This window comes from Methanosarcina barkeri MS (assembly GCF_000970025.1).
In the GTDB taxonomy this organism is placed as follows: domain Archaea; phylum Halobacteriota; class Methanosarcinia; order Methanosarcinales; family Methanosarcinaceae; genus Methanosarcina; species Methanosarcina barkeri.
Window position 1 is genome coordinate 1509651 of record NZ_CP009528.1, and the last position, 23277, is coordinate 1532927.

Below are 23277 nucleotides of genomic sequence, written 5' to 3' on the forward strand. Positions count from 1 at the left end.
CATGCGACTTTAAAATAATATTTGTGTCAATATTTACGTCATAAGCTGTAATTATTTTCTTATTATGTATTTATTTAAGAATCGTTGCACTAGTTTACTTCTACCTGCCCTTTAACCAAGCATTTTCTTACATGCGTTTGCATTCATCTATGAAGCGTGTTATTTCGCGGTCTGCAGTTTCGCAGTTGATGAAAACAGGTTTTCTTGTAATTGTTAAAGTAAGATTAGACTGTCCATCCCATTCAAACCTTCCGGTAATCCCTCTTCCTGAAAGTTCTCCTTTGTTTCCAGGTGGAACGTCGATGCCATAGTTCTGAAGATTTGTTTTCAGGCACTCAAACGTATCAGGTGTTACACCTGATATCGTTACAGGCTCGCAACTTCTACTCCCTAGCTGTGCTTGTGCAGATCCGATAGAAAAAACCAGGCATATTAATAGTAAAGAAACTATTAATTTAATTTTCATTCTTTACCCCCCAATTACAAATTTGGCTCTTAAATTCGGCTGAATACAAGTACGCAGTTAAATAAAAAAATTAAGATTTAAAATATAATACAGATTATTAATATAAATTAAATAATATATATCGGCTTATAAATAGTTAATCTCTACTAACTATAAGATCCAGTTTAATTTCCAGAATCGTCAAGAATTTTGAAGAACATCTATCCTCTATATGTTATCGTATTTTTTGAATTATTTGCAACAGTGATTAAATAGTTGCAAACGTTTTCAGCATTTAGTTCAATCACTCGCTATCACCTTTGAGATTCAGTTTCTTATATTCTTAGGGTCCTTAAATATTGGTTCGTTTTTTAAGGATTAATGAGCTTTATTTTTGAAATCAAGTATTTTTCTGTTGTTTTTCAGAGTAAAACACACTTATAAACTAACTTTTGTTATATTTAAATGAAATCTGTGCTTTTAATTCCATATTTATATACTAATTAGCCCTTTTTTAGATAGTGTTCCAATTTTTCTGTAAAATCATAAATATCAAAAAGTTATGGAGTAGAAAATTCCATATCGGAAGATCAATTATCTATATAGTACGTAAAAACTTGAATTCAAATTTACAGTAAATTCGAGACACTGCCATTTTTTAAGGTGAAATTGTGTATAAAGGAAAAATGTGATCGAATTCCATTATTATAAATAAATGCAGTTTGTTGAAAAATAAAGCTATTATTACACTCAATTTTTCATTTTAAAACTCAATTTTAGTTATTATTCTAAAATTTTGATTTGTAAGATGTATTTTTGTTTGGTAAACTCTAGTTATATGTATATAACTGAAATAAGCATTTTGGCATCTTTCTTTATACACTTATTTTGAAGGGCCTTATATATTCTTCTTTTTCATCTTTTTCGGAAAGGCCGCTCTCCTACGTCGAGCGTGACAAAAACGACATAAGATGACTAATATGACTTTATGGTTCAGAATCTGGGATTCAGGATTTTGCTTCAGCCGTTTAAAGTTCAATTTTTTAATGCGACAACCATTCAATGTTTATTCTTGCTTCTGGAGAGGTGGGTAGAACTGTGGTTAAAACGATGATGAAAGCTAATTAACGCTAATTGAAGCGATAATGAAAACTAATTAACGCTAATTGAAGCGATAATGAAAGCTAATTAAATCTACATGTTCCTTTTTGATAAGTAGCACACTCTAAAATAGTAATTGACATTTCATCCAGAAAGCATCGAATAGTACGCAATGTACATTTTTTCATATAGTTGGCGTTTTAAAAAAGTATTTCCAAATTTAAATATTTAATAATGGTTGTTTATAATATATTCTACGTTATCGGTTATTGTAGAAAGCCCATATTTTTTTCCGTACTCTTGGAACCTTAAACAAAATGCTTGGGCAATGAGTAAAGGGTGTGGTAAATGTTTGGAATAACATGTAGAAATAAACGTATTTAGATCACTATAAACGCATTCAGGCAATGTTATCTGCTGCATATTTATAACACCTCAATACCTGAGCATTATAGGCTTAGCATAACTTTTTGCGATATGATGTTGTTGATTTTTTGATAGTATTTCAATCGCTGGACCTGAAACTCCCCACCTGCCTGCTATTACAGGTGAGGAATTTACAGTCTCAAGTTCGATTAATAGATTTAGGAGGTTTTTCTTTGCCTTTTGAACAAAGATATATATGGCGAACTTCTATTTAATACTTTTCGTTAAATTAATAATAACTAATGCTATTATAATGTATAATTGTATTACTAAATTCGAGGAGCCGACATATAAAAACTGTCACAATTTTCAGATAATAAGTCTGATCAACTAACTTCTTCTCATTGGATGAGCCTATCCCAAAACCTATTTTTATTTTAAATCATCATGAATTTAGAGGATCATTTTAGTGATTAAGTATTCAATTGATTGCTCCAAATACGAGATTCAAAAATCAAATTTTGAGTTTCGGGATAGGCTCACGGATTAACCTTCATTAACCGCACTAACAGTCTTGAGGGTGGCGGACCACATAATAGAGTGTATTGTTAATATTGCCAAGGGTCGTATATATAAATCGCAGTACCTGTTTAATAGTGGAGGAGGGTATAACTTACCAGTGGAGACTGTTGAATCTTATAAAGTATATTGGGACTAAAACTCGGATCACATTCCCTCTAGTAAATTCACAAATTGTCTAAGGTCTACTATTATCTTCAAGTTTTTAGAGTTATGAATTACTGCACTTACCTAAAAGTCACATGTTCAAATTTATTTTCAGTACATCTTAGTTATTTAAATTGTTTCTATAATTATATAATCAAGATTGTCTATTCATACAAAATGATGAAACGAACAACAAATTTCTTTGTATTAGTGTTATTGGTCTTGACATTATGTACTGCTACCGCAGGAGCTTCATCTAGTACTGCGTGTAATGTAAAAATTGTCAAGTTCACAGTAAACAACCCAACTGGAACAGCACCAGCTAAAATCGGGTTCACAACTTATACGTCAGGCACTGTTAAAAGTGTTCAATACCAGGTATTGGATAAACATGGAAAGGTAGTTGCATCCTGCAGATCTTATTGTAAACACTGTACGGTAAAACATATCTGCAATTGCTCGCTTATCATAAAAAAGCCTGGTACCTATGACGTAAAAGTAACTGTATATGGTGCTGGAAATTGTCATGTACAGCAGACTAAAAAGTCAGCCATTAAAATAAAAGCTGCAAAAAAGTAACTGTAAAGCAATAAAGGTAAAGTAATAAAGGGATAATTCCCTTTTTACTTTTTATTTTAACACTGTCAGATCTGCCTTATTGGGTGCTTTTGCTTCCAGTCCCAAGATCTGGTTTCATGCTTTTCTTGCTCTAACTTTTTCTGCCTAATTTTCTCTCTTTCCAATTTTTTCCTCTTTTCTCTTACCTTACCTTACCTTACCTTACCTTACCTTACCTTACCTTACCTTACCTTACCTTACCTTACCTTACCTTACCTTACCTTACCTTACCTTACCTTACCTTACCTTACCTTACCTTACCTTACCTTACCTTACCTTACCTTACCTTACCTTACCTTACCTTACCTTACCTTACCTTACCTTACCTTACCTTACCTTACCTTACCTTACCTTACCTTACCTTACCTGGCAGCCTCTCTAGCTTGTCTTTCTTTCTCTTCAATCTCTTTTATAACACGGTATATTCTTCTTGCTTTACTTTTTCGTATTCCGTTCTTAATGTCACATTCTTTTCCGTCTGTGAACAGACCAATCATATAATATTTAGTGAACTCAAGCCCATTTTAATAAAAGTCAATCCGAAGATAATCTGTGCAATTCCCAGAACGCGGATAATAGAAAAGTAGTGTTTACTATTTATAAAGGACTTTGACTTTTCTACAATTAGTGTGATGACTACCTTTGACCCGACAAGAAAGATATAAAACCCTAATATAAACAGAACTGTAGCTGAAACATGAGTGTTCAGGCTCCTATAAATTATCGGTCCACCTATGGAAAACCAGAAAACGTATGGATGCGGGTTTCCAAAATTTACAATAACTCCTTTTTTAAGGGCATCCTCTTTTTCTACATTTAATTCAAGACTGTCTTTTTTGATTTTCAGTAATTCGATTCCTGAATATATGAGATATGAAGCCCCAAAAAACGCAATGATTCCGATAATAAAGTCATAACTTTTCAGATGCGACAGCACATACAATACGGATAAAACAATTGGCAGGTCCGTAATTAGAGGCGACACTGCAACCTTTATTCCTTCCCACTTGCCGTACTGTAGAGTTTCAGAAATGGTCACAGCAAGCAGTGGACCTGGGGATGTTCCTGCAGCAAGGCCGAGAAACGAACCCAGGGCTAAAAATTCAATAAGATCCAGCACCTTTAATGCCTCATTTTTTATATCAATCCAAGGAAATGTCAGTCCAGGAAATCTGCCTTAAATCTCGAGCAGCCATTAATTCCCAACTCAGTTAGTCAGATGCCTGATTTAAAGCTATAATAATTTTAAGGTATATAATAGTACAACACTGATACATAATAATCATTGACACTCATTAATTATCTCAAAAATACCTTAATTTATATCATTAATACTCATTAGTGATCTCTAAAATACCTTAATTCATACTGAATTTTGGGCCTTGAATCTTTAAATTCTTAAAAAAAGGAGGTTTTTATGCCTCTATTTTTGAAAACAAAAATGCTCCGACCATGCAGACAAGAGCCGAGAGCAAACCTATTATTGCCAGGTCATTATAGATACCAAACACGTTCATTCCGGCAATGGCTCCTCTTAAGCCGTCTACCCCATAGGTAAGGGGATCGATCCTGCTTATGAAATAGATCGCTGGCGGCAGGTTTTCGAGGGGGAAGAGGGCGCCGGACAGGAAGAAGATAGGCATAATCAGGAAGTTCATGATTAACTGGAAACCCTGCATATCTTTCATTTTTGAGGCTATGGCAAGGCCCAGACCTGTAAAGAAGATAGCTATTAAGGACATGAAGACCAGCCCGACGGCAAGGCTTGCAAGACCTGGAACTCTAAACCCAAGTAGATAGGTCAAGCCCAGCACGATCAAACCCTGGATCATGGCTATGGTTGCGCCTCCAAGGGTTTTTCCGATCATAATTTCTGTCCTTGAGATCGGAGCTACCATGGTCTCTTTGAGAAAGCCGAATTGTCTGTCCCAGATAACCTCAAGCCCCGAAAAGATAGCAGTAAACAGAATAGACATTGAGACGATTCCTGGTGCAAGAAAATCCAGGTAGTTTGCTCCTCCACTTGCCCTGGAATACATTGGGCCGAACCCGAACCCAAATGTAATCAGAAAGAGTAGAGGCTGTCCGAGAGAACCCAGCAGTCTGGACTTTGAGCGCCAGTAGTGTTTTAGCTGCCTGAGCCATAGGATATAAATTACCTCGATCAATGCCTGGCCCTCCTTCTCATACCCCTTATAGCTCGTACTCTGTGCCCAGACTCGCTATCATCTCTGATGTCCCGGCCTGTTAATTTCAGAAAAGCCTCTTCTAAGGATTCGGTTTCTGTCCGTTTCTTTATTTCTTCAACAGTGCCGGATTCTATAATTTTTCCGTGATCAATGATTGCAATCTGGTCTGCAACTGCTTCGGCTTCTTCCATGTAATGCGTGGTCAGAAAAATTGTCATCTTTCTTTCTTTGTTCAACTTTTTGATATGGTCCCATATAGAATTTCGAGTCTGGGGATCAAGGCCTACAGTGGGCTCGTCAAGGAAAAGGATTTTAGGGTAGTGAACAAGCGACCTTGCAATCTCAAGCCTGCGCTTCATGCCGCCTGAATAGTTTTTCACATAATCTTCCCGCCTGTTCCAGAGCCCGACAATTTCAAGGGCTTTTCGGATTCTTTCGTCCCTTTCTTTTTTAGGTACCTTATAGATGACTGCATGGTAAACAATATTCTCGTAAGCAGTCAGTTCTTCATCAAGGCTGGAGTCCTGAAAAACTATCCCGAAAGATGCACGGGCTTTGTCCTGCTCTTTAAGCGCATTGAAACCATTAATGCTTATTTTTCCTGATGTGGGTTTCAAAACAGTTGTGAGCATTTTGATAGTTGTGGACTTACCTGCCCCGTTTGGCCCGAGAAAAGCAAAGATCGAACCGGTTTCAACATTGAAACTGATATCTTTTACAGCCGTAAAGTCATCAAATTTCTTTGTAAGAGATTGGACTGAGAGTATGTTTTGCATGGGCGAACCTGAAATGTTTTTTTTAATAAGGAAAGGCTAAATAACAGAATTTTTTCTGCAATATTTTTCTGCAATATTTTTCTGTAATATTTTTTTATAATATTTCTATGTAATCTTTTTTATAATATATCTTCTGTAAGATCTCTGAGGGCGAATCTCTTCAGTTAAATTTTTTATGTTAAAAATATATTATCTCAATCTCTGCGAGTTCTGGGAGAATTCTACGGAAATTCAACAGAAATAAAGTATTTTTAGAGAAGTTATCTATAATCATTCTCATATAATTATTTTATTTTTCAGAGATGAATGCAACATACAAGTCCTATTACTGAGTCTATCCCAAAAGCCACTTTACTCTTAATCATTGGGAATTCTCAGAATTATTTTCATGATCATAAGATTGATTGATTGATTGATTGATTGATTATTCAAAATACAAGGTATAAGAAGCAAATTTCAAGTTTTGGGATGAACTCACTAATTATGAATTGTATTATACTCAATTATAATTTATATCTTACTTATTATATATAACACAACTTATAATTCTATTGTACAACGCTTATAAATTCCATTATATAGCTTTATAAATACTATTGTGTAAATCTTATCATTCTTTATATAGGTTCTTATATGAGCCGATTCCAAATGCAGACCTAATTGGAAGTGATGAGACTAGAACGTCAGACTCTTTAAGAATAATTAGTAGCAGTCGTAGGAATTAGTAGCAGTCGTGTCAGAACAGATAACTAGAATCGAGAATGTTTCTTCCGGCTTGGCTTGGGACCAATTGCCGTTAGATAGCGACTCATAATACTCGATATCGCTGTCAACGGTGCCTATGAGAATGTGATCGAGTTGGCTCCTGGAAGGCAGAAATCTGGTAGTACGATCGATGGGCCTGAAGTGCGAAAAGCGATAACTGACTGATACTATGGATGGTGACAAAGATGCTTTTGAATGATACTTTTGAACTACATAGGAAAAAATACCACTTCTGAGAGCTAGCATAATGCTCAAAACCAGAGTCAACTAGCGTATCGATGTAAAAACAGCCAGAGGTACCTTAATGGGTTTTCGAAATAGAGTGAGTTTGCGTGATTCAATGAGGGGAATCGTTGAAGAACCCCTACTTCAACTGGTTCCGAAACGTTTTGATTATATAGGGAATGTGGCCGTAATTTCGATTCCTCCGGAACTTGCGGCTTATAAAGAAGCTATTGCTTCAAAGCTATTTTCCATGCGGGGCAATACGCGGGCTGTGCTTAATAAGGTGAGCAAACTCGGAGGAGAGCACAGGGTTGCGGATTTTGAGCTTCTGCTTGGGGAAACGACTGAGACCATTCACAGAGAAAACGGCTATACCTACAAGCTGGATGTCAAAAAAGTCTTTTTTAATCCCCGGCTGTACTCTGAGAGAAGGCGGGTAACCTCAAATATTAAGTCGGGAGAAATTATCATAATTCCTTTTGCCGGAGTGGGCCCTTTTGTACTTCCTGCTGCAGGAAAAGGGGCAAAGGTTTATGCTCTCGAAATAAATCCCGACGCCTGTGCCTGGCTGAGGGAAAATATCAGGATTAACAGGTTTGAAGGGCAAGTAATCGTAATTCAGGATGATTTTGAGAATCTTTTTCGGACTGGGGAGATTTTCCAGATACTTGATTCAAAAACCCATAAAGAATCCCAAAATGGCGAAAGTGGTGGAAATTGCAAAAAAGTAATACCTGGCGAAAAAATCGAAAACGGTGAAAAAGCCGGAAATAAGGATTTTTCTGGCCTGCCCGCCTGTTCAGGTCCAGGCAAAGGAACGAATAAAGAGCTTCAGGTTCAGGGCAGCGGGTTTGATAGAGCCATAGTGCCTACACCATATGGAATGGATCATTTTCTTGTTGAAATCACAAAACTTGTTCGGAAGGAAGGGCATATTCACTTCTACACTTTCAAAGCCGAATCTCAGATTCCTGGGCTGATCAATGAATATGAAAAAATGGGACTTGAAGTGGAGCTGTACAGGCGGACAGGAAATGTTGCTCCAGGCATCAGCAGGTGGGTTTTTGACCTTATTAAAAAATAGGTATGAAATAAGAAAGTGTAGAGACTTTGAGTTATAAACAAGTAAAGATTTTAATTTCTCATCTGGTAGATCTTTTCAGTCCTTATCTGGTAGATCTTTTGAGTATTCATTGGGTAGATCTTTTCAGTCCTCAAACCCGATATGTTTAAGGAAATGATGATAATTTTCAGGCGGCAGCCGCGAATAAAAGGCCCTGGTTACAACTTCGTTCAGGGACGGGTGAATATCCATACCCCGCATTATTGGTTCAGGACTTCTTAACTCCGTATACATGAGAGGAATTATCTGATGGATCAGGACTGAAGCATGCGGGCCTATTATGTGGGCTCCCAGGATTTTTTCTTCCTCCGAATCCAGAATCACTTTTACGAAATAATCTCTGATTCCCATAGCCGATCCTTTTGCAGTATCTTCAAAAAACTTGAGGCCTATGAGGATTCTTTCCTCTCCATACTTTTCTACGGCTTCTTGCTCTCTCATGCCTACTCCGGCAATTTCAGGATAGGAAAATACTGCGTGGGGTACGGCATGATAGTCTGCCTTTACTTTTTCTTTCAGGATTGCATTAAGGTAAACTATTCCGGACTCATAGTTTGCTACATGCTTTAGCAGGTATTTTCCGTTTGCGTCTCCAAACGCCCAGATATTCGGTTGTGAGGTCTCAAGAAACTCATTCACCAGAATCCAGCCCTTGGTATCTGTTTTGATCCCGGCTTTTTCGGGATGGAGAATATCGGTATTCGGGGCTCTTCCTGTTGCCACAAGGATTTCGTCTACAGTGACTTTTACCTCCTTTCCAGAATTTCTATCCCTTGCAACAACCGTTTTCTGCCCGTTGTCTTCTTTTCGAACCTCTATAGCTTCGTGGTTTGTAATTATCTGCATGTACTCCGACATCTTCATACTTGCAAGTCTGGATATCTCGGGTTCCTCCTGTGGAAGAAACTGGGAATTTCTTCCGATCACTGTGACACTGGCTCCCATAGCGGAAAAAAAATGCCCATATTCGGCTGCAATGAAACTCCCTCCTAAGATGGCGAGCTTTTTTGGGCATTCCGTGAGCTTAAGCACAGTATCACTTGTAAGGTATCCTGCTTCTTCGAGGCCTTTAATGGGAGGAATTGAAGGTTTTGAGCCGGTACAGAGAAAGATCATTTCAGAGTGAAGGGTTTTTTCACCTACTTTCAGGGTGTAAGGTGAGATAAACTCTGCACTTTCTTGATAGTAATCAAGATACGGGTCATCGGTCAAACTCTTCCTTATTGCCTCGATATCTTCTCCGATTTTCCTGCGCATTCTTTCCATAATGGCAAGGAAATCTATGTCTTTTATTTCAAGCTTAATTCCAAAAATAGATGCAGTTTCAATTTCCCGGATTAGTTCGGCAGGATAAAGCAGGATTTTTGAAGGAATACACCCTCTGGTAAGGCAGATCCCGCCTGGTTCATCTTTGTCGATAACGGCAACTCTCATTTTCGGGTTTGAATCAAAAATAGGATTTATGTAGTTCATTGCAGAACCCGTACCTATTATAATAATGTCGTAGTTTTCCATACTTATCCCTCACCACACATATAACACGCAGCTTTGCCAGATATAATATACTATTTATTTACGGTTATATTTATGGACCATAGTTTTGAATAATTTATGGACCATAGTTTTGAATAATTTATGGACCATAGTTTTGAATAATTTATGGACCATAGTTTTGAATAATTTATGGGAAGCACGTAAAGGTAGTGCGTCAATTTTTCCTTAAAATCATAAATCTCAACAAACTATTGGGTAGAAAATTCTATATCGGTAGATCAATTTTCTTCATAGTACGCAAAAACTTGACTTCAAATTTACAGCAAATTTGAGACACTGCCGAGAAGATTAAGTTTGAGAAATCCTGAATAATAAAATGTGAGGCAAAAGTTATTTTATTCATTGGATAATCTCTATAGGACTTAAAATATTTGCGTAAATTTATCTCGATTACAATTGCTAAAACAGATATTTTTAAATTTTAATACATATTTTTAAATCATCTCTAAAAGAAAAACAACTACTTATTTATAAAGATAAGCTTATCCTATGTATCTTTCAATAATGAATAAAAACAAAAGATGTCTTATAATGAACAGAGCTGCCCGATTCACTAAAAACGGGGATTTCTGCCAGGGAATTCCTGTAATGCATATCCTGTATCTCCTGCTCATTCTTATAGCTCCTTTTGCAGGGGTGAATCTTCTTTTTATCTTCTCTGTCGTCCTTTTCCTGGGAATACGGTTTTCTGGGAAAACCATTTTATGTGACAGAGATGCTACCAGCCTTATTTTTTCTCTGGCTCTCATGCTCTTTGTTTCCGTGATTTCTGGGAGCTATTCTTATACATATCCTTTCTACATAGTGCTCGCCGCATTTGCGATTGCGGCAGTCGGAAACCATAAAACCTCTTTTTCGGAAACAGATTCTGTACCTGATTCTAATTTAAGGCGGAGGACAATCAAAAAGAGGAGTTTTTCAATACTCTGGAGTTCGGCTTTCCTAGCACTTCGGATTGCTGCTGCATTCTTTGCCGCAAGCTGGATTGTCTACTGGCAGAAACTGCCGGTTTCATATAACCTGATATTCTTCATAGCTGTTATCGGGGCGGTTACCGGTTCTCTTTTCGAGTCAATCCCCTCCAAAATAGACAAGAATATTTCTGTGCCGCTGGGTGCAGGCATGACAATGTGGATTTTTGAAGATTTCAGGTACTGGGTGTCTCCTGAAAAAATGGTCGTAGCACTTGTATTCTCGTTTATCCTGGGTGTGCTGGCTTACAGAGCTAAGATTGCAGATGTCTCTGCCCTTCTGAGTGCTGCCCTTCTGGGATTCCTGATAATTGTCTTCAGTGGACTTTCCTGGTACCTGCTTCTGCTCACGTTTTTTATTCTTGGAGGCGGGTTTACAAAGTATAAATATGCATACAAAGAATCCATCGGGATTGCGCAGGCTAAGGACGGCATCCGGAGTTACGAAAATGTATTTTCAAACAGTACAGCAGCCCTTGCCCTTGCAGTAGCATATGGGGTTTTCCCGGAGCACAGTCTTCCGATCATCTATGCCTATATGGGTACGGTTGCAACAGCTACCGGAGATACTCTGGCAAGTGAAATAGGGACAACAGCAAAAGGAAGGCCAAGAATGATAACAACCCTCAAACTCTCGGAACCCGGGGTTGACGGAGCCGTATCATTGCTTGGTGAACTTGCTGCAATCTTCGGTTCTGCAGTGATAGGAGTCCTTGCATATTTACTGGGAATCTCGGATAATTTTATATTAACAGTCCTTATTACAACCGCAGGAGGGTTTTTCGGGACAAATATAGACAGCTTCCTTGGAGCTACACTTCAGAAAAGGGGAGTTCTTTCAAATAGTGGAGTCAATTTAGTGGCGACCTTTGCAGGAGCAGGGATCTCCGCTGTTTTGTATTTCCTTATAGCTTGAACCAGATAGGAACAATATTATTAATTTCTATTTCCTTATTCCTTTTCTGAGACTCTCAGATTATTTATACTGGTCTTTCATTTTTTTCATTTTTTCACAACTTTCTCCAGGCTTCAAAAATTTTTTCAGTCTTCTTATACCTTTTTTCAGTCTTCTTATACCTTTTTTCCGGCTTCTTCACCGATCTCATGATGTTTCCACTTTTTCTCATGATCTCTCTACTTTTTCTCATGATCTTCCTACTTTTTCCCAGAATCTTTCTAGATTTTCTCAGGTTGTTCACTGCCGAAAAGAAGTATCCATTTATATTTGCATTGCATATTCTTAAGGAAACAGGGTTACTGAACCATTCCACTTTTTATTTCTTCGACTCTTAGTTTTCAAGCTTACAGGAGGTAAACAGATGACAGAAACCGAGTATAAAGATAAGAAAATCCTGCTTGTAATCGCCCAGGAGCAATTCAGGGACGAGGAATGTTTTGTTCCGAAACAGCTTTTTGAGGCTGCAGGAGTAAAAGTTACCATTGCAGCCGAATCTAAGAAAACGTCTAAAGGGATGCTCGGAGGAACAATCAAGCCTGATATCGCGATCTCAGACGCCAGAATTGACGACTATGATGCAATAGTAATCTCAGGGGGCTCAGGCTCTAAAAAGTACCTGTGGGATAACAGAGCTCTGCAGGCACTCGTAAAAGAAGCTGATGACCTAAAAAAGGTGCTCTCCGCGATCTGCATTTCTCCTGTAGTACTGGCAAGAACAGGCATCTTGAAGGACAAAGAGAGCACAGTCTTCAAAAGTCCGGATACTGTACGTGAACTTAAGGAACATGGTGCTATCTATCTGGACAGGGAAGTAGTGGTTTCGGGTCGTGTGGTCACAGGGCGAGATCCTGCAAGTGCTGATGCGTTTGGAAAAGCCGTACTTGAGGCCCTGAAAAAAGCTTAATTTTCATCAAGGATTCTGAAATGCAGATCTCCTTTACCGAAAAGTTGTCTGAGAATTAGATTTCTCAGGTTACCGGGTGTGCTTATTATGACAGCGGAACTTGAAGCCATACTGGCTTATCACCAGGCAAGTAAACACAACTTCAAAGCTTATGCTCCGGGTCCTCATCGCCTGGATCTGCCTCTCAAGCCAGATCCCTTCCTTAACTATCATGGAACTCGACTTTTTAATCTGGAGATCCGGAGCGATGAGCATATAATAGCTGAGACTTTTCCTGCCTATGAACAGGCTTTCTCACCGGAAAAACTCAAGCCGTATGAAATGAGTGTGAAATCGATTTCCAGGCTTTTTTTTGACAGTTTCGCCATTTCTGCCTGGAAGAAAGCAGAAGGTATAAAATGGCCTCTTCGCGTTAATCCTTCAAGTGGAAACCTTCATCCTACCGAGGTTTACCTTCTTTCCGGTCCTGTGAAGGGGCTTCTGAAAACCCCGTCTGTCTGCCATTATGCTCCTTTTCCTCATGCTCTTGAACTCAGAGCGGAACTTTCGTCAAAGACCTGGGAGCTATTAAGTTCGGGCTTTCCTGAAGGCACTTTTTTCGTGGGGCTGAGTTCAATTTTCTGGCGGGTTTCCTGGAAATATGGGCTCAGAGCCTTTCGATATGCACAGCATGATATTGGGCATGCAATCGCTGCTCTGACCTTTGCTGCTGCCGGGCTCGGCTGGAAAACAAGTCTTCTTGCAGACATGGGTTCGGACGAGATTGCAGTGCTTCTTGGCATTTCCGGAGAGAAAGGTCCTGAAAAACAGGAGCCTGCCTGTCTGCTTGCGGTCTATCCGGCAGGAAAGACCTGTACAAAAGGCAGGATTTCTTCCGGAGCGATTCCTGCTTTTAAAAATCTTTCCTGGAAAGGCGTTCCTAACAGTTTAAGCCCAGGGCATGTTGAATGGGTAGGTCTCGAAAAAGCGGCCTCGGCAGCTTATAAGAAGGAAACCGATTACCTTGAAAATAAAGAAGAAGTAAAAGAAGAATCAAAAGAAGAAGTAAAAGAAGAATCAAAAGAAGAATCAAATGAAGAATCAAATGAAGAATCAAATGAAGAATCAAATGAAGAATCAAATGAAGGACCAAAATCCTATTTGCAGACTGCTTCATCACTAAAAACCAGCAGCTTCGGGAACCTGTCCGAGCTTGATACAGTTCCTCTGCGCAGAGTTATCCGGGGAAGGAGAAGTGCTATTGAGATGAATAACAGCGCATACCTAGAAAAAGAAACTTTCTATGCGATGCTGCAAAGAACCCTTCCGCAAAACAATCCGATTTTCAATTCGCTTGCGTTTGGTTCCTTTACTCACCTGCTCATTTTCGTGAACCGCGTAAAGGACCTACTTCCGGGACTTTATATTTTCCTTCGCAAACCCGAAGAAAAAGAGAGGTTTAAAGCTGCGATCAGGTCGGACTTTTTATGGGAAAAACCGAAAAATTGCCCATCAGATCTTGAGTTTTATCTGTTGATGGAAGAAACTCTGGATTTTTTTGCAGCCCAGCTTTCCTGTACACAGAGAAAAGCTGCCGATGCCTGTTTTACTGCCTGCATGCTTTCGGAGTTCGAAGGTCCTCTGAGCAGGTTCGGAGCCTGGATATATCCGTACCTTTTCTGGGAATGCGGAATTCTTGGGCAGCTTCTTTATCTTGAAGCCGAAGCATATGGCCTCAGGGGCTGTGGGATCGGGTGTTTCTTTGATGATCCTTTGCATGAAGCTATAGGGCTCAAAGGGCTTGAGTTCCAGGACCTCTACCATTTCGCTGTTGGCTATCCACTTCCGGAGATAGGTGTTAGAACTCTTCCTGCATACAAAGATTGATTTTTTATTTTTCCTCTTATCCTATCAAATGCCACAGCACTATTTATGTTATTCTTGAATCTCTTTCCATTATCCATATGACATAGTTACGGCAAACGATAATCGAAAATTATTCAGGTATTTTTAACAATCTCCTGAATATTGTCCAGCATCCTGAATATCAATAACTTTGACTCTGCTAAAAATGAATCTTTATCCAGCATTTCTTCCTCATTCTGGATATATGTTCCTTCAATCAGTTCATCCCTGCAGTTTTCAATAACGTTTCTGATTGTTCTGTTGCTCATTTCCAGATGGAACTGGAGTCCAATTACCCTGTTTTTGTAGATAAAACCCTGATTTTTGCAAGCTCCACTTTCAAAGAGTCTTATTGCTCCTTCAGGCAGGCCGAAGGTGTCTCCATGCCAATGAAAAGCGATAAATTCTTCAGGAATGCCTTTTAGCAGAGGGTTTTTAGACTCCTGCTTGATCTTGAATACCGGAAACCATCCGATTTCCTTATCATTGTTCTTAAATACCTCGGCTTTTAGGGCATCAGCAATAAGCTGAGCGCCAAGGCAAATTCCAAGTACTGCTTTTCCTGCAGAAATAGCTTCTTTGAGAAATGTTTTTTCTTTTCTTAGCCAGGGATATTTTTCATACTCATAGATATTCATCGGTCCACCCATGACTATGAGAAGATCGAACCTATCTAGACTGGGAAAGTTCTGATTTTCATATAAACGTGTTATTGATAAAGAGTGATTTCTTTTTTCTATCCATTCAACAATAGTTCCCAATGTTTCAAACTCAACGTGCTGGATACAGTATATTTTCATGCTTAAACCTTTATTTAAAATATTTAAATTGATATTCGACTTTTAATAGGTAGCGTATCATTTTAATAGATAGCGTACCAAAAGTTCCGTAAAATATAATTGACTCTGTATCCTTTTTCTTGATCACGAAAAAGATTTATTATTTCATTGATGCATGGTTTTTTATTCTTTTTTCTGCTCTTCGCTTTCTTTCTTCTTTCCTCTTCTCAAACTTCTTCTGACAACTCCAGGCTGGGAAGGAGGAACAGGCGTCTCGCATCCTGATTTCAGGTCACACTCCACTACAATTCCCCGCAGCAGCCGACCCAGAATATCCGAACCCGTGATAATTCTTTTCTCCTGGTCCCAGTAGAGGATAAGGTCCTGATCGATCACATCGTCTTCAGGGTATTGCGGATACACCTTAAACTGCCTGATTACTTTCTCAAGCCTGGTCTTGGGAGACCTCACCACAACTGGAAAGTGACAGTAAGAAAGCGGAATAAATGGGCCTTTCTTGTAGACCACATCCCTGAGGAAGCCGTCTGCGTCAAGCACCATGACAGGTTCGTCCTGAGGGTTGGTAATGATTACCCATTTTTTCCCGGAGGCTTCTATCTTTTGCAAAAAAGGATCGTCTGGTTCTCTTTTAAATGGAGGAAATACCGGACGGTTATTTTCAACCGGGAGTGAGATTATGCTTCTCTGGTCTATTAGCGAGCCTTCATCGGAGATGCTGACGTCATCTATGGAGAGAAAGTTCAGAGCCCCGATTCCCTCAAAAGTGCCAATATCAGACTTTCCCGATTCAATATGCTTTTCGAGCATAATCCGCATGGACTGTTCCTTGAAGAGTTCAAGTTTTTCCCTGCCGAGCCACCAGTCAAGAATAAGAGCTGTAGGCTTGGCTACCGGATAGAGCAGCATCTGGTAGAACCGGACTAAAGGAGTTAACTTTGCTCCAATTGAAAGGGCATTTCGGGAAAAGTAAGCCTGGGGTACAATCTCTCCAAAACTGGTGATTACAAAAGTAGAGAAGAGGAAAGCTGAGGCTCCTGTCAGTACGGAACCTGTAAGCAGGGCAATCAGGACATTTACACCTACGTTTCCCCAGAGCAGTGTCGTAAGCAGGAAGTTTGAGTCCCGCCGGATCTGCAGAATTTTGATAGCTTCTTTGCTGTCTGCTTCGGCCTCTATCTCAAGCCTGAGTCTACCAAGGCTGAAAAGTCCAATTGTCATTCCTGAAAATATAGCGGACTGTATCAGGCAGAGTATGATCAGTATCCAGATAATAATTTCATTCATTGTGAGTCTATAACCTCTATGATCTTCATATTGGCATAATTTAAGGTTTAATCCTAGGTAAATTATAGGTTAATCCATCAACGATTTTCGTATAAACATAGGTTTAACGGCTTAACCTGTCAATTTTTATATATTTAACTGAGTCGCAGTCATTTTCTAAATTTGGTTTTCTGGTTTTGCATTACTTCGGCTTGTTGTAAATTTAGCCTTAAAATATAAACTTAACCTTAAGATTTTACCTCGCCCTAACCATTAATTTCTTTTAAACTTTATACGGTTTTAACAGTACTGAAATTTCTCTTAAACTTTATACGGTTTTAACAGTACTGAAATTTTTCTTAAACTTTATACGGTTTTAACAGTACTGAAATTTCTCTTAAACTTTATACGGTTTTAACAGTACTGAAATTTCTCTTAAACTTTATACGGTTTTAACAGTACTGAATGGAAATTTTCTGATAATCTTAATTCTACATAGTCTTAATTCAATTATTACTCTATTCTAATAGTTTAATTTGTGTTTTCTAATTTATTGCGATCCTTTTGAAAAAAGGTATCATTTTGAAATTATATAGATAAATACAGTAATGGATTTCTAATTACAGATAAATATAATAGTCATTATATTTCCCTTTATCAGATCTTAGAGTAAAAAATAGAACTCGAAGTTTTAAAACAATCTCTGGCTTCGCTGGACATCAATCCAGATGAAATTAAAGATGAAAGATATGCCAATGTCTTTCGTTTTTTGTTTTCTATCATTGAAATACAGAATGAAGAGGTTGATTTTCTCATGGAAGATAACCAGAAGCTTCGAGATGAAATCAACTTACTCAAAGTTGAAAGTACTCAAAGTTGAAAGTACTCAAAGTTGAAAAGTCCAAACCTAAAATTCTTGGCTCTAAAAAGAATGAAGACATTTCTTCTGAAATTGAATGTACTGTTTTTTCCAGAGATTCCGCTGCATAACAATGCAGCTGAACTGGCGGCGAGAGCAAAGGTCAGAAAAAGGGGTCAGAAAAAGAGATGTGAGCCTAAACCATAACATAAGAAGGAACAAAAGAAAATGACACATTTATGACGATTGTTCAGACAGCAAAGAAACTGGGAGTAAGTGCATATCAGTACACATGTGATAGAGTAGGCAGTACATTTGAGATACCATCTCTGGCTCAATTCATCAGAGAAAAAAGTCCATAGAGTGGAAATTGAGGGATTTCCACTCAATTTGACGAGGATACATAAGATAGAAATAAACTGTGAGATTAACTCCAATTTTAGTAAAAAACATTTGAGTATGTGCTTATGATTAATTACTGAGCCTATCAAGAAACTTAAAATTAGTTTTTGAATCCTAATTCTGGAATTATTATCTGAAATACTTTAGGACTTACGCAGTTAAAATGCCGAAAACTTGATATCTTTATAAATATACTTATGGCTTAGTGTTTCTCTAAAAACGTACGGAGTTATGGACATAAATCCACCTAAGTGTACCGACATTGACTACATTAATTTTCTCATTGCGGCTTCTAACGTTTTTAGCTGTACTGAAGCTGCTAGATGTTATCCAGACATAGCTAATGCTCCTTCTCATGATGCTTTTACTCGTTGCCTTCAAAGGCAACCTCCAGACACGGAAGCACTATGGGAGGAAGTAAAAAGTTATGTCAAGCTTAAGGGAGGATACCTAATTGTTGATGATTCAACATTAGATAAACCATACGCAGAAGAAATTGCTTTTGTTCGTCGTATGTGGAGTGGAAAACATCATCGTACTGTAAAGGGAATAGGCCTGGTTACCTTAGTTTGGACTGACGGTACAACCGTTATACCTATCGATTTTCGAATTTATAACATCGATGTAGACGACAAAACAAAGAATGACCATTTCCGTGATATGCTTGACAAGGCCGAAGAACGTGGTTTTAATCCCAAATTCGTTTTATTTGATACATGGTATGCAAGTGTGAAAAACCTTAAAGCCATTAGACAGAAAGAGTGGCATTTCCTTACAAGATTGAAAAATAATCGTTTGGTAAATCCTGACAACAAGGGAAATGTGCCACTTGAAACAGTAGATATTCCTCCAAAAGGACGTGTGGTTCACCTCAAAGCATATGGATTTGTAAAGGTGTTTAGGATAGTTTCAAAAAATGGAGACACGCAACACTGGGTTACAGATGTGCAAGAGATGGATGAAGCAAAACGTGAAGATTTGGCAAAGAAGTCATGGAAAATTGAGGAATATCATAGGGGAATAAAACAGTTCTGTGGTGTCGAAAAATGTCAGGCAAGAAAGGAAGAATCACAAAGAGCACATATAATGTTCTCATTAAGAGCTTTTCTTAGACTGGAATTACAAAGAATCAAAAGTGGAATATCCTGGTTTGAAAGTGCTATGAAAATTAGAAGAGTGGCAGTGACAGAATACTTAAGGAATCCCCAATACACGTTAAATTAATTCAAATATTTGAAAGTTTGGAAAAAACAATATGCTAGGAGCCAACTGCGTAACTCCTAATACTTATAAGTCAGGTAACTCAGAAACGCATATGAATTTGGAAATAAAAGTTGGTTTTGGAATAGGCTCATACTTTTGATAGAATTCTGAACTAAAAAGTGCTTTATCTTTCGACCTCCAATAAGTAGAAGAATCGAATCTAATAGAAAAATAGAATCATACATAGAATCACACAGAAGGCCTAATTTTAGGAGTTGGTAACTTTATGGAAGATCAAAATGATGAACTATATCTTGCAGAGCTGCAAGCATGCAAACTGGATTTTTTGGAATGGACACCTGAGAAGGGAGTGAATGTTAGTGAAACGTCAAAACAATTTGCAAGGGAATTTCTGAATTTATCAAGTACAGAGGACTACAGCAAGGTCAAAGAATTTAACGGGGCTAAAAAGACATTCAATGAAATAGCTTCATTACTGATCCAGTGTAAAGCAGGGAATGACGGAACGATCTCTAAAGCGACCATAGATGAAATAGCAGAACAAAGCGGAACTACAGATCGCAGAGTTTATACAGTACTGGAAGCATTAGAAATTGAGGGATGGAATCCATTAAAGAGCTGTATTATAAACTGAGGGATGGAAACCATCAAAGAGCTGTGAAGAATGAACTAACGATCAGCTTTAATTTTATCACGGGAAATTCAGTTAAATTCAGGATGGTTAAGAAAAGAATTTATCTGGTTTATGGGAAGGAGCAATATCTTTTCAAAATGTATTGCAATAAAAATGCTACAGTTTACAGGAAATCAACATTAAATTTAGGTTGTGAAAAAAAAGTACTAATTTCAGATTATAAAGTAAAATTCTGAAAATTTTTAAAAATATTAAAGATAGGCAGTCTCTAAACTATGTCTGATCGTACATTTGGGTTAAAAACCACAGAATAGTTATAATTATTACAAAATTTAATTTTAGTGTTTCACCATGTTTATAAAGTACAATCAAACGCAGCAATTTTTACTTCCATTAGGCCTGAAAGATTTTGTCTCTTAAAAACATATTGCCAGAGTACGAAACGACATCGCAGATGTTGTTGATATTAATGCCATAGAATCCACTTACTCTAAGGAAAGTTGTCCAGCCTATCATCCAGGACTTCTTTTAAAAATATTGCTTTATGGTACCTTATAGACATTAGAAATTTACGTAAACTACAACAAATGACTCAAAATAACACAGCTTTCATTTATCTGACAGCCATGCAAAATGAAGTAAAAATTGAAATGGGTATTACCCAATTGTAATATTCAAAATGGTTTTGAGACAGCCTGAAAAGCAATTTTTTAATAAAAAAGGGATTTAATGCATTTAATTTAAGATTAAAGTATTAATTCAGAAATTAGCAAAGGCTCAATTCATTTTTGTGGCTCTTCGTCATTCTCTATGGATATTTCAATCCGAGACCGCGTTGGTTTTTATGAAGACATTATGAGGATATCCGCCTAAAATAACGAAGAGCCTTTTTTGTTTTCGTGTTGTTTCTAGCAGCATTCTTTACCGTTATAAGCTAACAGTATAGTTTCCTGCTCTGAAATATTTATGTGTAGGATTTTCTAGTTGTTGAAAATATGCCATTTCCAAAGCCAGTTCCATGAAGTTAGCGGTTCTGTACTTTTATCAGTAGAAGTAACATTCAAGGGAGTTTTTTCTGAGGTAACATTACTGATAAAATCAGTGTTTGGGTATACAGATGCCAGGATATGTTTAGCGACATAATTCCCCATGAGTGTATACCCAGCTGAATTTGGATGTATTCCATCATCACGTGAGTTATTCATATCATACCCATCGCGTACACCGTTTTCTGGTGATAAGTCAACAGAGTCGTATGTATCTATTACCGAGATGCCGGCCAACTCAGCTTGTGTAGTTAGGTTGTCATTTAACGATATACGCTTGTAGTTATTCTTTGAAATTGGTACAGTCGTCAATATGTAGGGAGTGATGCTTCGGTTTGTTGCCTCCTGTGCCATCCACAGTATATCATTAATTATGTCCTGTTCACTGCGCCCAGCAGAAATGTCGTTTTGCCCATACATGATTAAGACAATGTTAGGATTGTAGATATCTAACCACTGAGGAAACGTGACTCGACCCTGCGCTGCCGTGGTGCTCCCAATTCCGACATTAGACACGTACCAGGTAGGAGAATGTGCATTTAGAGTGGCGTTTAGATACGCTCCATACCCGAGCCCGTGATTAACTCCTACACCCTTTGTAATTGAATCTCCTACAGTTAAAATATGTTTGGAATCATGTGGTGCAGATGCCCTTGTAGAGAAAACACTCATATTTGAGAATTTGTTTGTAGAATTTGTTATCATTATGGGCATATCTTCAATAACATTGACAGTACACCCGTTGAATATATTATCACACGAGTCAGTTATATTTATTCCCAAACCATATTCAGCAATCGAAACACAATCCGTGAATGCATTCCAACTTGAATTGACTAACGAAATCCCATTATTTTTTCCAATAGCCGATGTATTACATCTCAAAAATGTATTATTATTTGATGCTTTGATGTCAATACTGTCTCCAAAAACAGTTGACACTATACAATCAGTGAAAGTATTGTTATTTGATCCACCATTCAAATTTATACCAATATTTGTAGAGTTGCACTCACAACCCGAAAAATTACAGTATCCCGAATTGGATAGACGGATGGAATTGGTTTTCGTGGAGTTAAGGGTAGATCCATTAACCATTATATATTGACTGTCAGCCGCAAATATTCCATGGATATTTGAGGAAATATTACAGTCACGGATATTCACATGTGATGATGCTGACTTTGCATAAATTCCCGCACCTTTATATACGTCAACCGTAGCATTCAAAATACTTACATTATCACAGTCAACCAAGCATATTCCGTACGCAGATGCTATACTCTTGTTCTTTTGGTTGATTGTGACATCTTTGATCACGATATCATTTTTGACCGAAGATAAAATCCCGCTGCCAGCCGTGTTCTGTGCAAACGTAATTGTGTGCCCTTTTCCATCAAACGTTACATTGTCAGCATCTACTGAGAATGCTGTGGCTGAAGCATCAACATCACCTGTCAGCACATAAGTTTCTCCAGAAATATTTAGCGAGTAGGACGAAACTGTACCCGCTGGGATTTCGACAGTCGCCGACGATGGCATTGCTGTAAAACATAACAAAAAGGCCGTTAAAATAACCCACAATTTCATTCTTATGCCTCTCCCTCTGTTAGATAAAAGTATCCATGTTTGTTGGTAATATAAAACTCTTGATAGATGTCGCAATTGTTAGCGAATATTCTGCAACTTCAAGATGTTCAAACAGTGCATCCGATTCTGAGAATCTCAATTTATACACTCTTCCAAATTTATTGTTATTCAATTGACATTAGATCTGCTTTACCTTCAAAATCAAATCCAGAGACACATTTAATTGCATTGACAAACGCCCTGATCATGTTCTTTGCATCGAAATTAACGGCAATGTGACGATTTTTTGTAAAATCATAACTTTCAAGAAGTTAGTATTTTGAAATTTAATATTGAAAGAACGGAATAATTCAATATTGAAAGAACGGAATTATACTCAATACACGCAAAATTAACTTTGAATTTACAGCAAATTCGGACACTGCCTTTAAAGTTTTTACATATCATATTTTTTACATGTTTTTGCCCTGAAATTGAAGATCGGACACCTGTTGAGGGTAGGATGTCCGCCTGCAATTTGATTTAATTGAAATAAGGAAATTACACAGGAATAACAGGGAAGCTTAAGGTAGGTGATGATATTCCGCCGGGATATTGGATAGACGAGAAATCTTTGTCACCAAGTTATCAATCTCTTTAGGTTATTGTTATAAGTTAATAATCATAAACCAGTCTATTAATATAAAAAGGTTCATCTTTTCTTTCATCAATCCTCCGATTTCCTTAGTTTTCCAAGTTAGGCAGGAACTTTGCAACTGTTAGATTATTGGAGTTAAGTGATTAAAGACCTTTTAATTACTGGATTGACCCCAAAATTCAAAATTGCATATCTGAATCTCGTATTCAGAATATCA

General features: G+C 37.8%; 18 protein-coding genes and 1 pseudogene. 9 read left to right on the plus strand and 10 right to left on the minus strand.

Annotated features, from left to right (window positions below; genetic code table 11):
* Positions 1-127: 127 nt before the first annotated feature.
* Positions 128-466 carry a hypothetical protein gene (locus MSBRM_RS06110; RefSeq protein WP_048118874.1) on the minus strand — a complete coding sequence of 113 codons (339 nt, stop codon included), beginning with the start codon at positions 464-466 and terminating at the stop codon, positions 128-130.
* 2394 nt (positions 467-2860) lie between these two features.
* Here MSBRM_RS06110 and MSBRM_RS06115 point away from each other — a divergent pair.
* Positions 2861-3217, plus strand: coding sequence for a hypothetical protein (locus tag MSBRM_RS06115; protein ID WP_141706316.1), 357 nt, complete (start codon positions 2861-2863; stop codon positions 3215-3217).
* Between the two features lie 401 nt (positions 3218-3618).
* Here MSBRM_RS06115 and MSBRM_RS21665 read toward each other — a convergent pair whose 3' ends face one another.
* The 4 genes from MSBRM_RS21665 to MSBRM_RS06130 all read right to left on the minus strand — a co-directional run bounded on the left by MSBRM_RS21665 (position 3619) and on the right by MSBRM_RS06130 (position 6221).
* On the minus strand, positions 3619-3753 hold the full coding sequence (locus tag MSBRM_RS21665; RefSeq protein WP_268989048.1) for a hypothetical protein: 135 nt from the start codon (positions 3751-3753) through the stop codon (positions 3619-3621).
* Positions 3750-4376: a LysE family translocator gene (locus MSBRM_RS06120; protein ID WP_048118868.1), complete on the minus strand. Its 627-nt coding sequence runs from the start codon at positions 4374-4376 to the stop codon at positions 3750-3752. Before MSBRM_RS06120 ends, MSBRM_RS21665 begins: the two co-directional genes overlap by 4 nt.
* 295 nt (positions 4377-4671) lie before the next feature.
* Positions 4672-5424 (minus strand): ABC transporter permease, encoded by a 753-nt coding sequence (locus MSBRM_RS06125; RefSeq protein ID WP_048118865.1) that lies wholly within the window; start codon positions 5422-5424, stop codon positions 4672-4674.
* On the minus strand, positions 5421-6221 hold the full coding sequence (locus tag MSBRM_RS06130; protein ID WP_048118862.1) for an ABC transporter ATP-binding protein: 801 nt from the start codon (positions 6219-6221) through the stop codon (positions 5421-5423). Before MSBRM_RS06130 ends, MSBRM_RS06125 begins: the two co-directional genes overlap by 4 nt.
* A 1069-nt stretch (positions 6222-7290) precedes the next feature.
* Here MSBRM_RS06130 and MSBRM_RS06135 point away from each other — a divergent pair.
* Positions 7291-8295, plus strand: coding sequence for a class I SAM-dependent methyltransferase (locus tag MSBRM_RS06135; RefSeq protein ID WP_052712720.1), 1005 nt, complete (start codon positions 7291-7293; stop codon positions 8293-8295).
* 123 nt (positions 8296-8418) lie between these two features.
* Here MSBRM_RS06135 and MSBRM_RS06140 read toward each other — a convergent pair whose 3' ends face one another.
* Entirely contained in the window at positions 8419-9849 is a 1431-nt protein-coding gene (locus MSBRM_RS06140) for a dihydrolipoyl dehydrogenase (RefSeq protein WP_048155045.1), read from the minus strand.
* Positions 9850-10419: 570 nt separating this feature from the next.
* On the opposite strand from MSBRM_RS06140, the gene MSBRM_RS06145 reads away from it, so the two are divergent.
* Positions 10420-11775: a TIGR00297 family protein gene (locus MSBRM_RS06145; protein WP_048118854.1), complete on the plus strand. Its 1356-nt coding sequence runs from the start codon at positions 10420-10422 to the stop codon at positions 11773-11775.
* 94 nt (positions 11776-11869) lie between these two features.
* On the opposite strand, the gene MSBRM_RS06150 is transcribed toward MSBRM_RS06145, so the two are convergent.
* A complete protein-coding gene (locus MSBRM_RS06150; RefSeq protein ID WP_048155047.1) occupies positions 11870-12130 on the minus strand; it encodes a hypothetical protein in 261 nt (86 codons plus the stop codon).
* 48 nt (positions 12131-12178) lie between these two features.
* On the opposite strand from MSBRM_RS06150, the gene MSBRM_RS06155 reads away from it, so the two are divergent.
* Positions 12179-12721 carry a DJ-1/PfpI family protein gene (locus MSBRM_RS06155; RefSeq protein WP_048155050.1) on the plus strand — a complete coding sequence of 181 codons (543 nt, stop codon included), beginning with the start codon at positions 12179-12181 and terminating at the stop codon, positions 12719-12721.
* A gap of 87 nt (positions 12722-12808) precedes the next feature.
* On the plus strand, positions 12809-14587 hold the full coding sequence (locus MSBRM_RS06160) for a SagB/ThcOx family dehydrogenase (protein ID WP_048155053.1): 1779 nt from the start codon (positions 12809-12811) through the stop codon (positions 14585-14587).
* A gap of 113 nt (positions 14588-14700) precedes the next feature.
* On the opposite strand, the gene MSBRM_RS06165 is transcribed toward MSBRM_RS06160, so the two are convergent.
* Both MSBRM_RS06165 and MSBRM_RS06170 read right to left on the minus strand, forming a co-directional pair.
* The gene (locus MSBRM_RS06165; protein ID WP_048118842.1) at positions 14701-15405 is read right to left on the minus strand and encodes a type 1 glutamine amidotransferase; all 705 of its coding nucleotides are present in this window, start codon (positions 15403-15405) and stop codon (positions 14701-14703) included.
* 162 nt (positions 15406-15567) lie between these two features.
* Positions 15568-16689, minus strand: coding sequence for a DUF21 domain-containing protein (locus MSBRM_RS06170; protein WP_048118838.1), 1122 nt, complete (start codon positions 16687-16689; stop codon positions 15568-15570).
* 1471 nt (positions 16690-18160) lie between these two features.
* On the opposite strand from MSBRM_RS06170, the gene MSBRM_RS06175 reads away from it, so the two are divergent.
* From MSBRM_RS06175 to MSBRM_RS19240, 4 genes and pseudogenes are all read left to right on the plus strand, one after another.
* Entirely contained in the window at positions 18161-19153 is a 993-nt protein-coding gene (locus MSBRM_RS06175; RefSeq protein WP_048155834.1) for an IS701 family transposase, read from the plus strand.
* A 265-nt stretch (positions 19154-19418) separates the two neighbouring features.
* The gene (locus MSBRM_RS06180) at positions 19419-19787 is read left to right on the plus strand and encodes a hypothetical protein (protein ID WP_048118835.1); all 369 of its coding nucleotides are present in this window, start codon (positions 19419-19421) and stop codon (positions 19785-19787) included.
* A complete protein-coding gene (locus MSBRM_RS06185; protein WP_048118833.1) occupies positions 19754-20023 on the plus strand; it encodes a hypothetical protein in 270 nt (89 codons plus the stop codon). Before MSBRM_RS06180 ends, MSBRM_RS06185 begins: the two co-directional genes overlap by 34 nt.
* A gap of 115 nt (positions 20024-20138) precedes the next feature.
* Positions 20139-20419, plus strand: a pseudogene (locus MSBRM_RS19240) (transposase); the annotation flags it as partial.
* 348 nt (positions 20420-20767) lie between these two features.
* Here MSBRM_RS19240 and MSBRM_RS06190 read toward each other — a convergent pair.
* The gene (locus tag MSBRM_RS06190; protein ID WP_176722078.1) at positions 20768-22375 is read right to left on the minus strand and encodes a GDSL-type esterase/lipase family protein; all 1608 of its coding nucleotides are present in this window, start codon (positions 22373-22375) and stop codon (positions 20768-20770) included.
* Between the last annotated feature and the right edge of the window lie 902 nt (positions 22376-23277).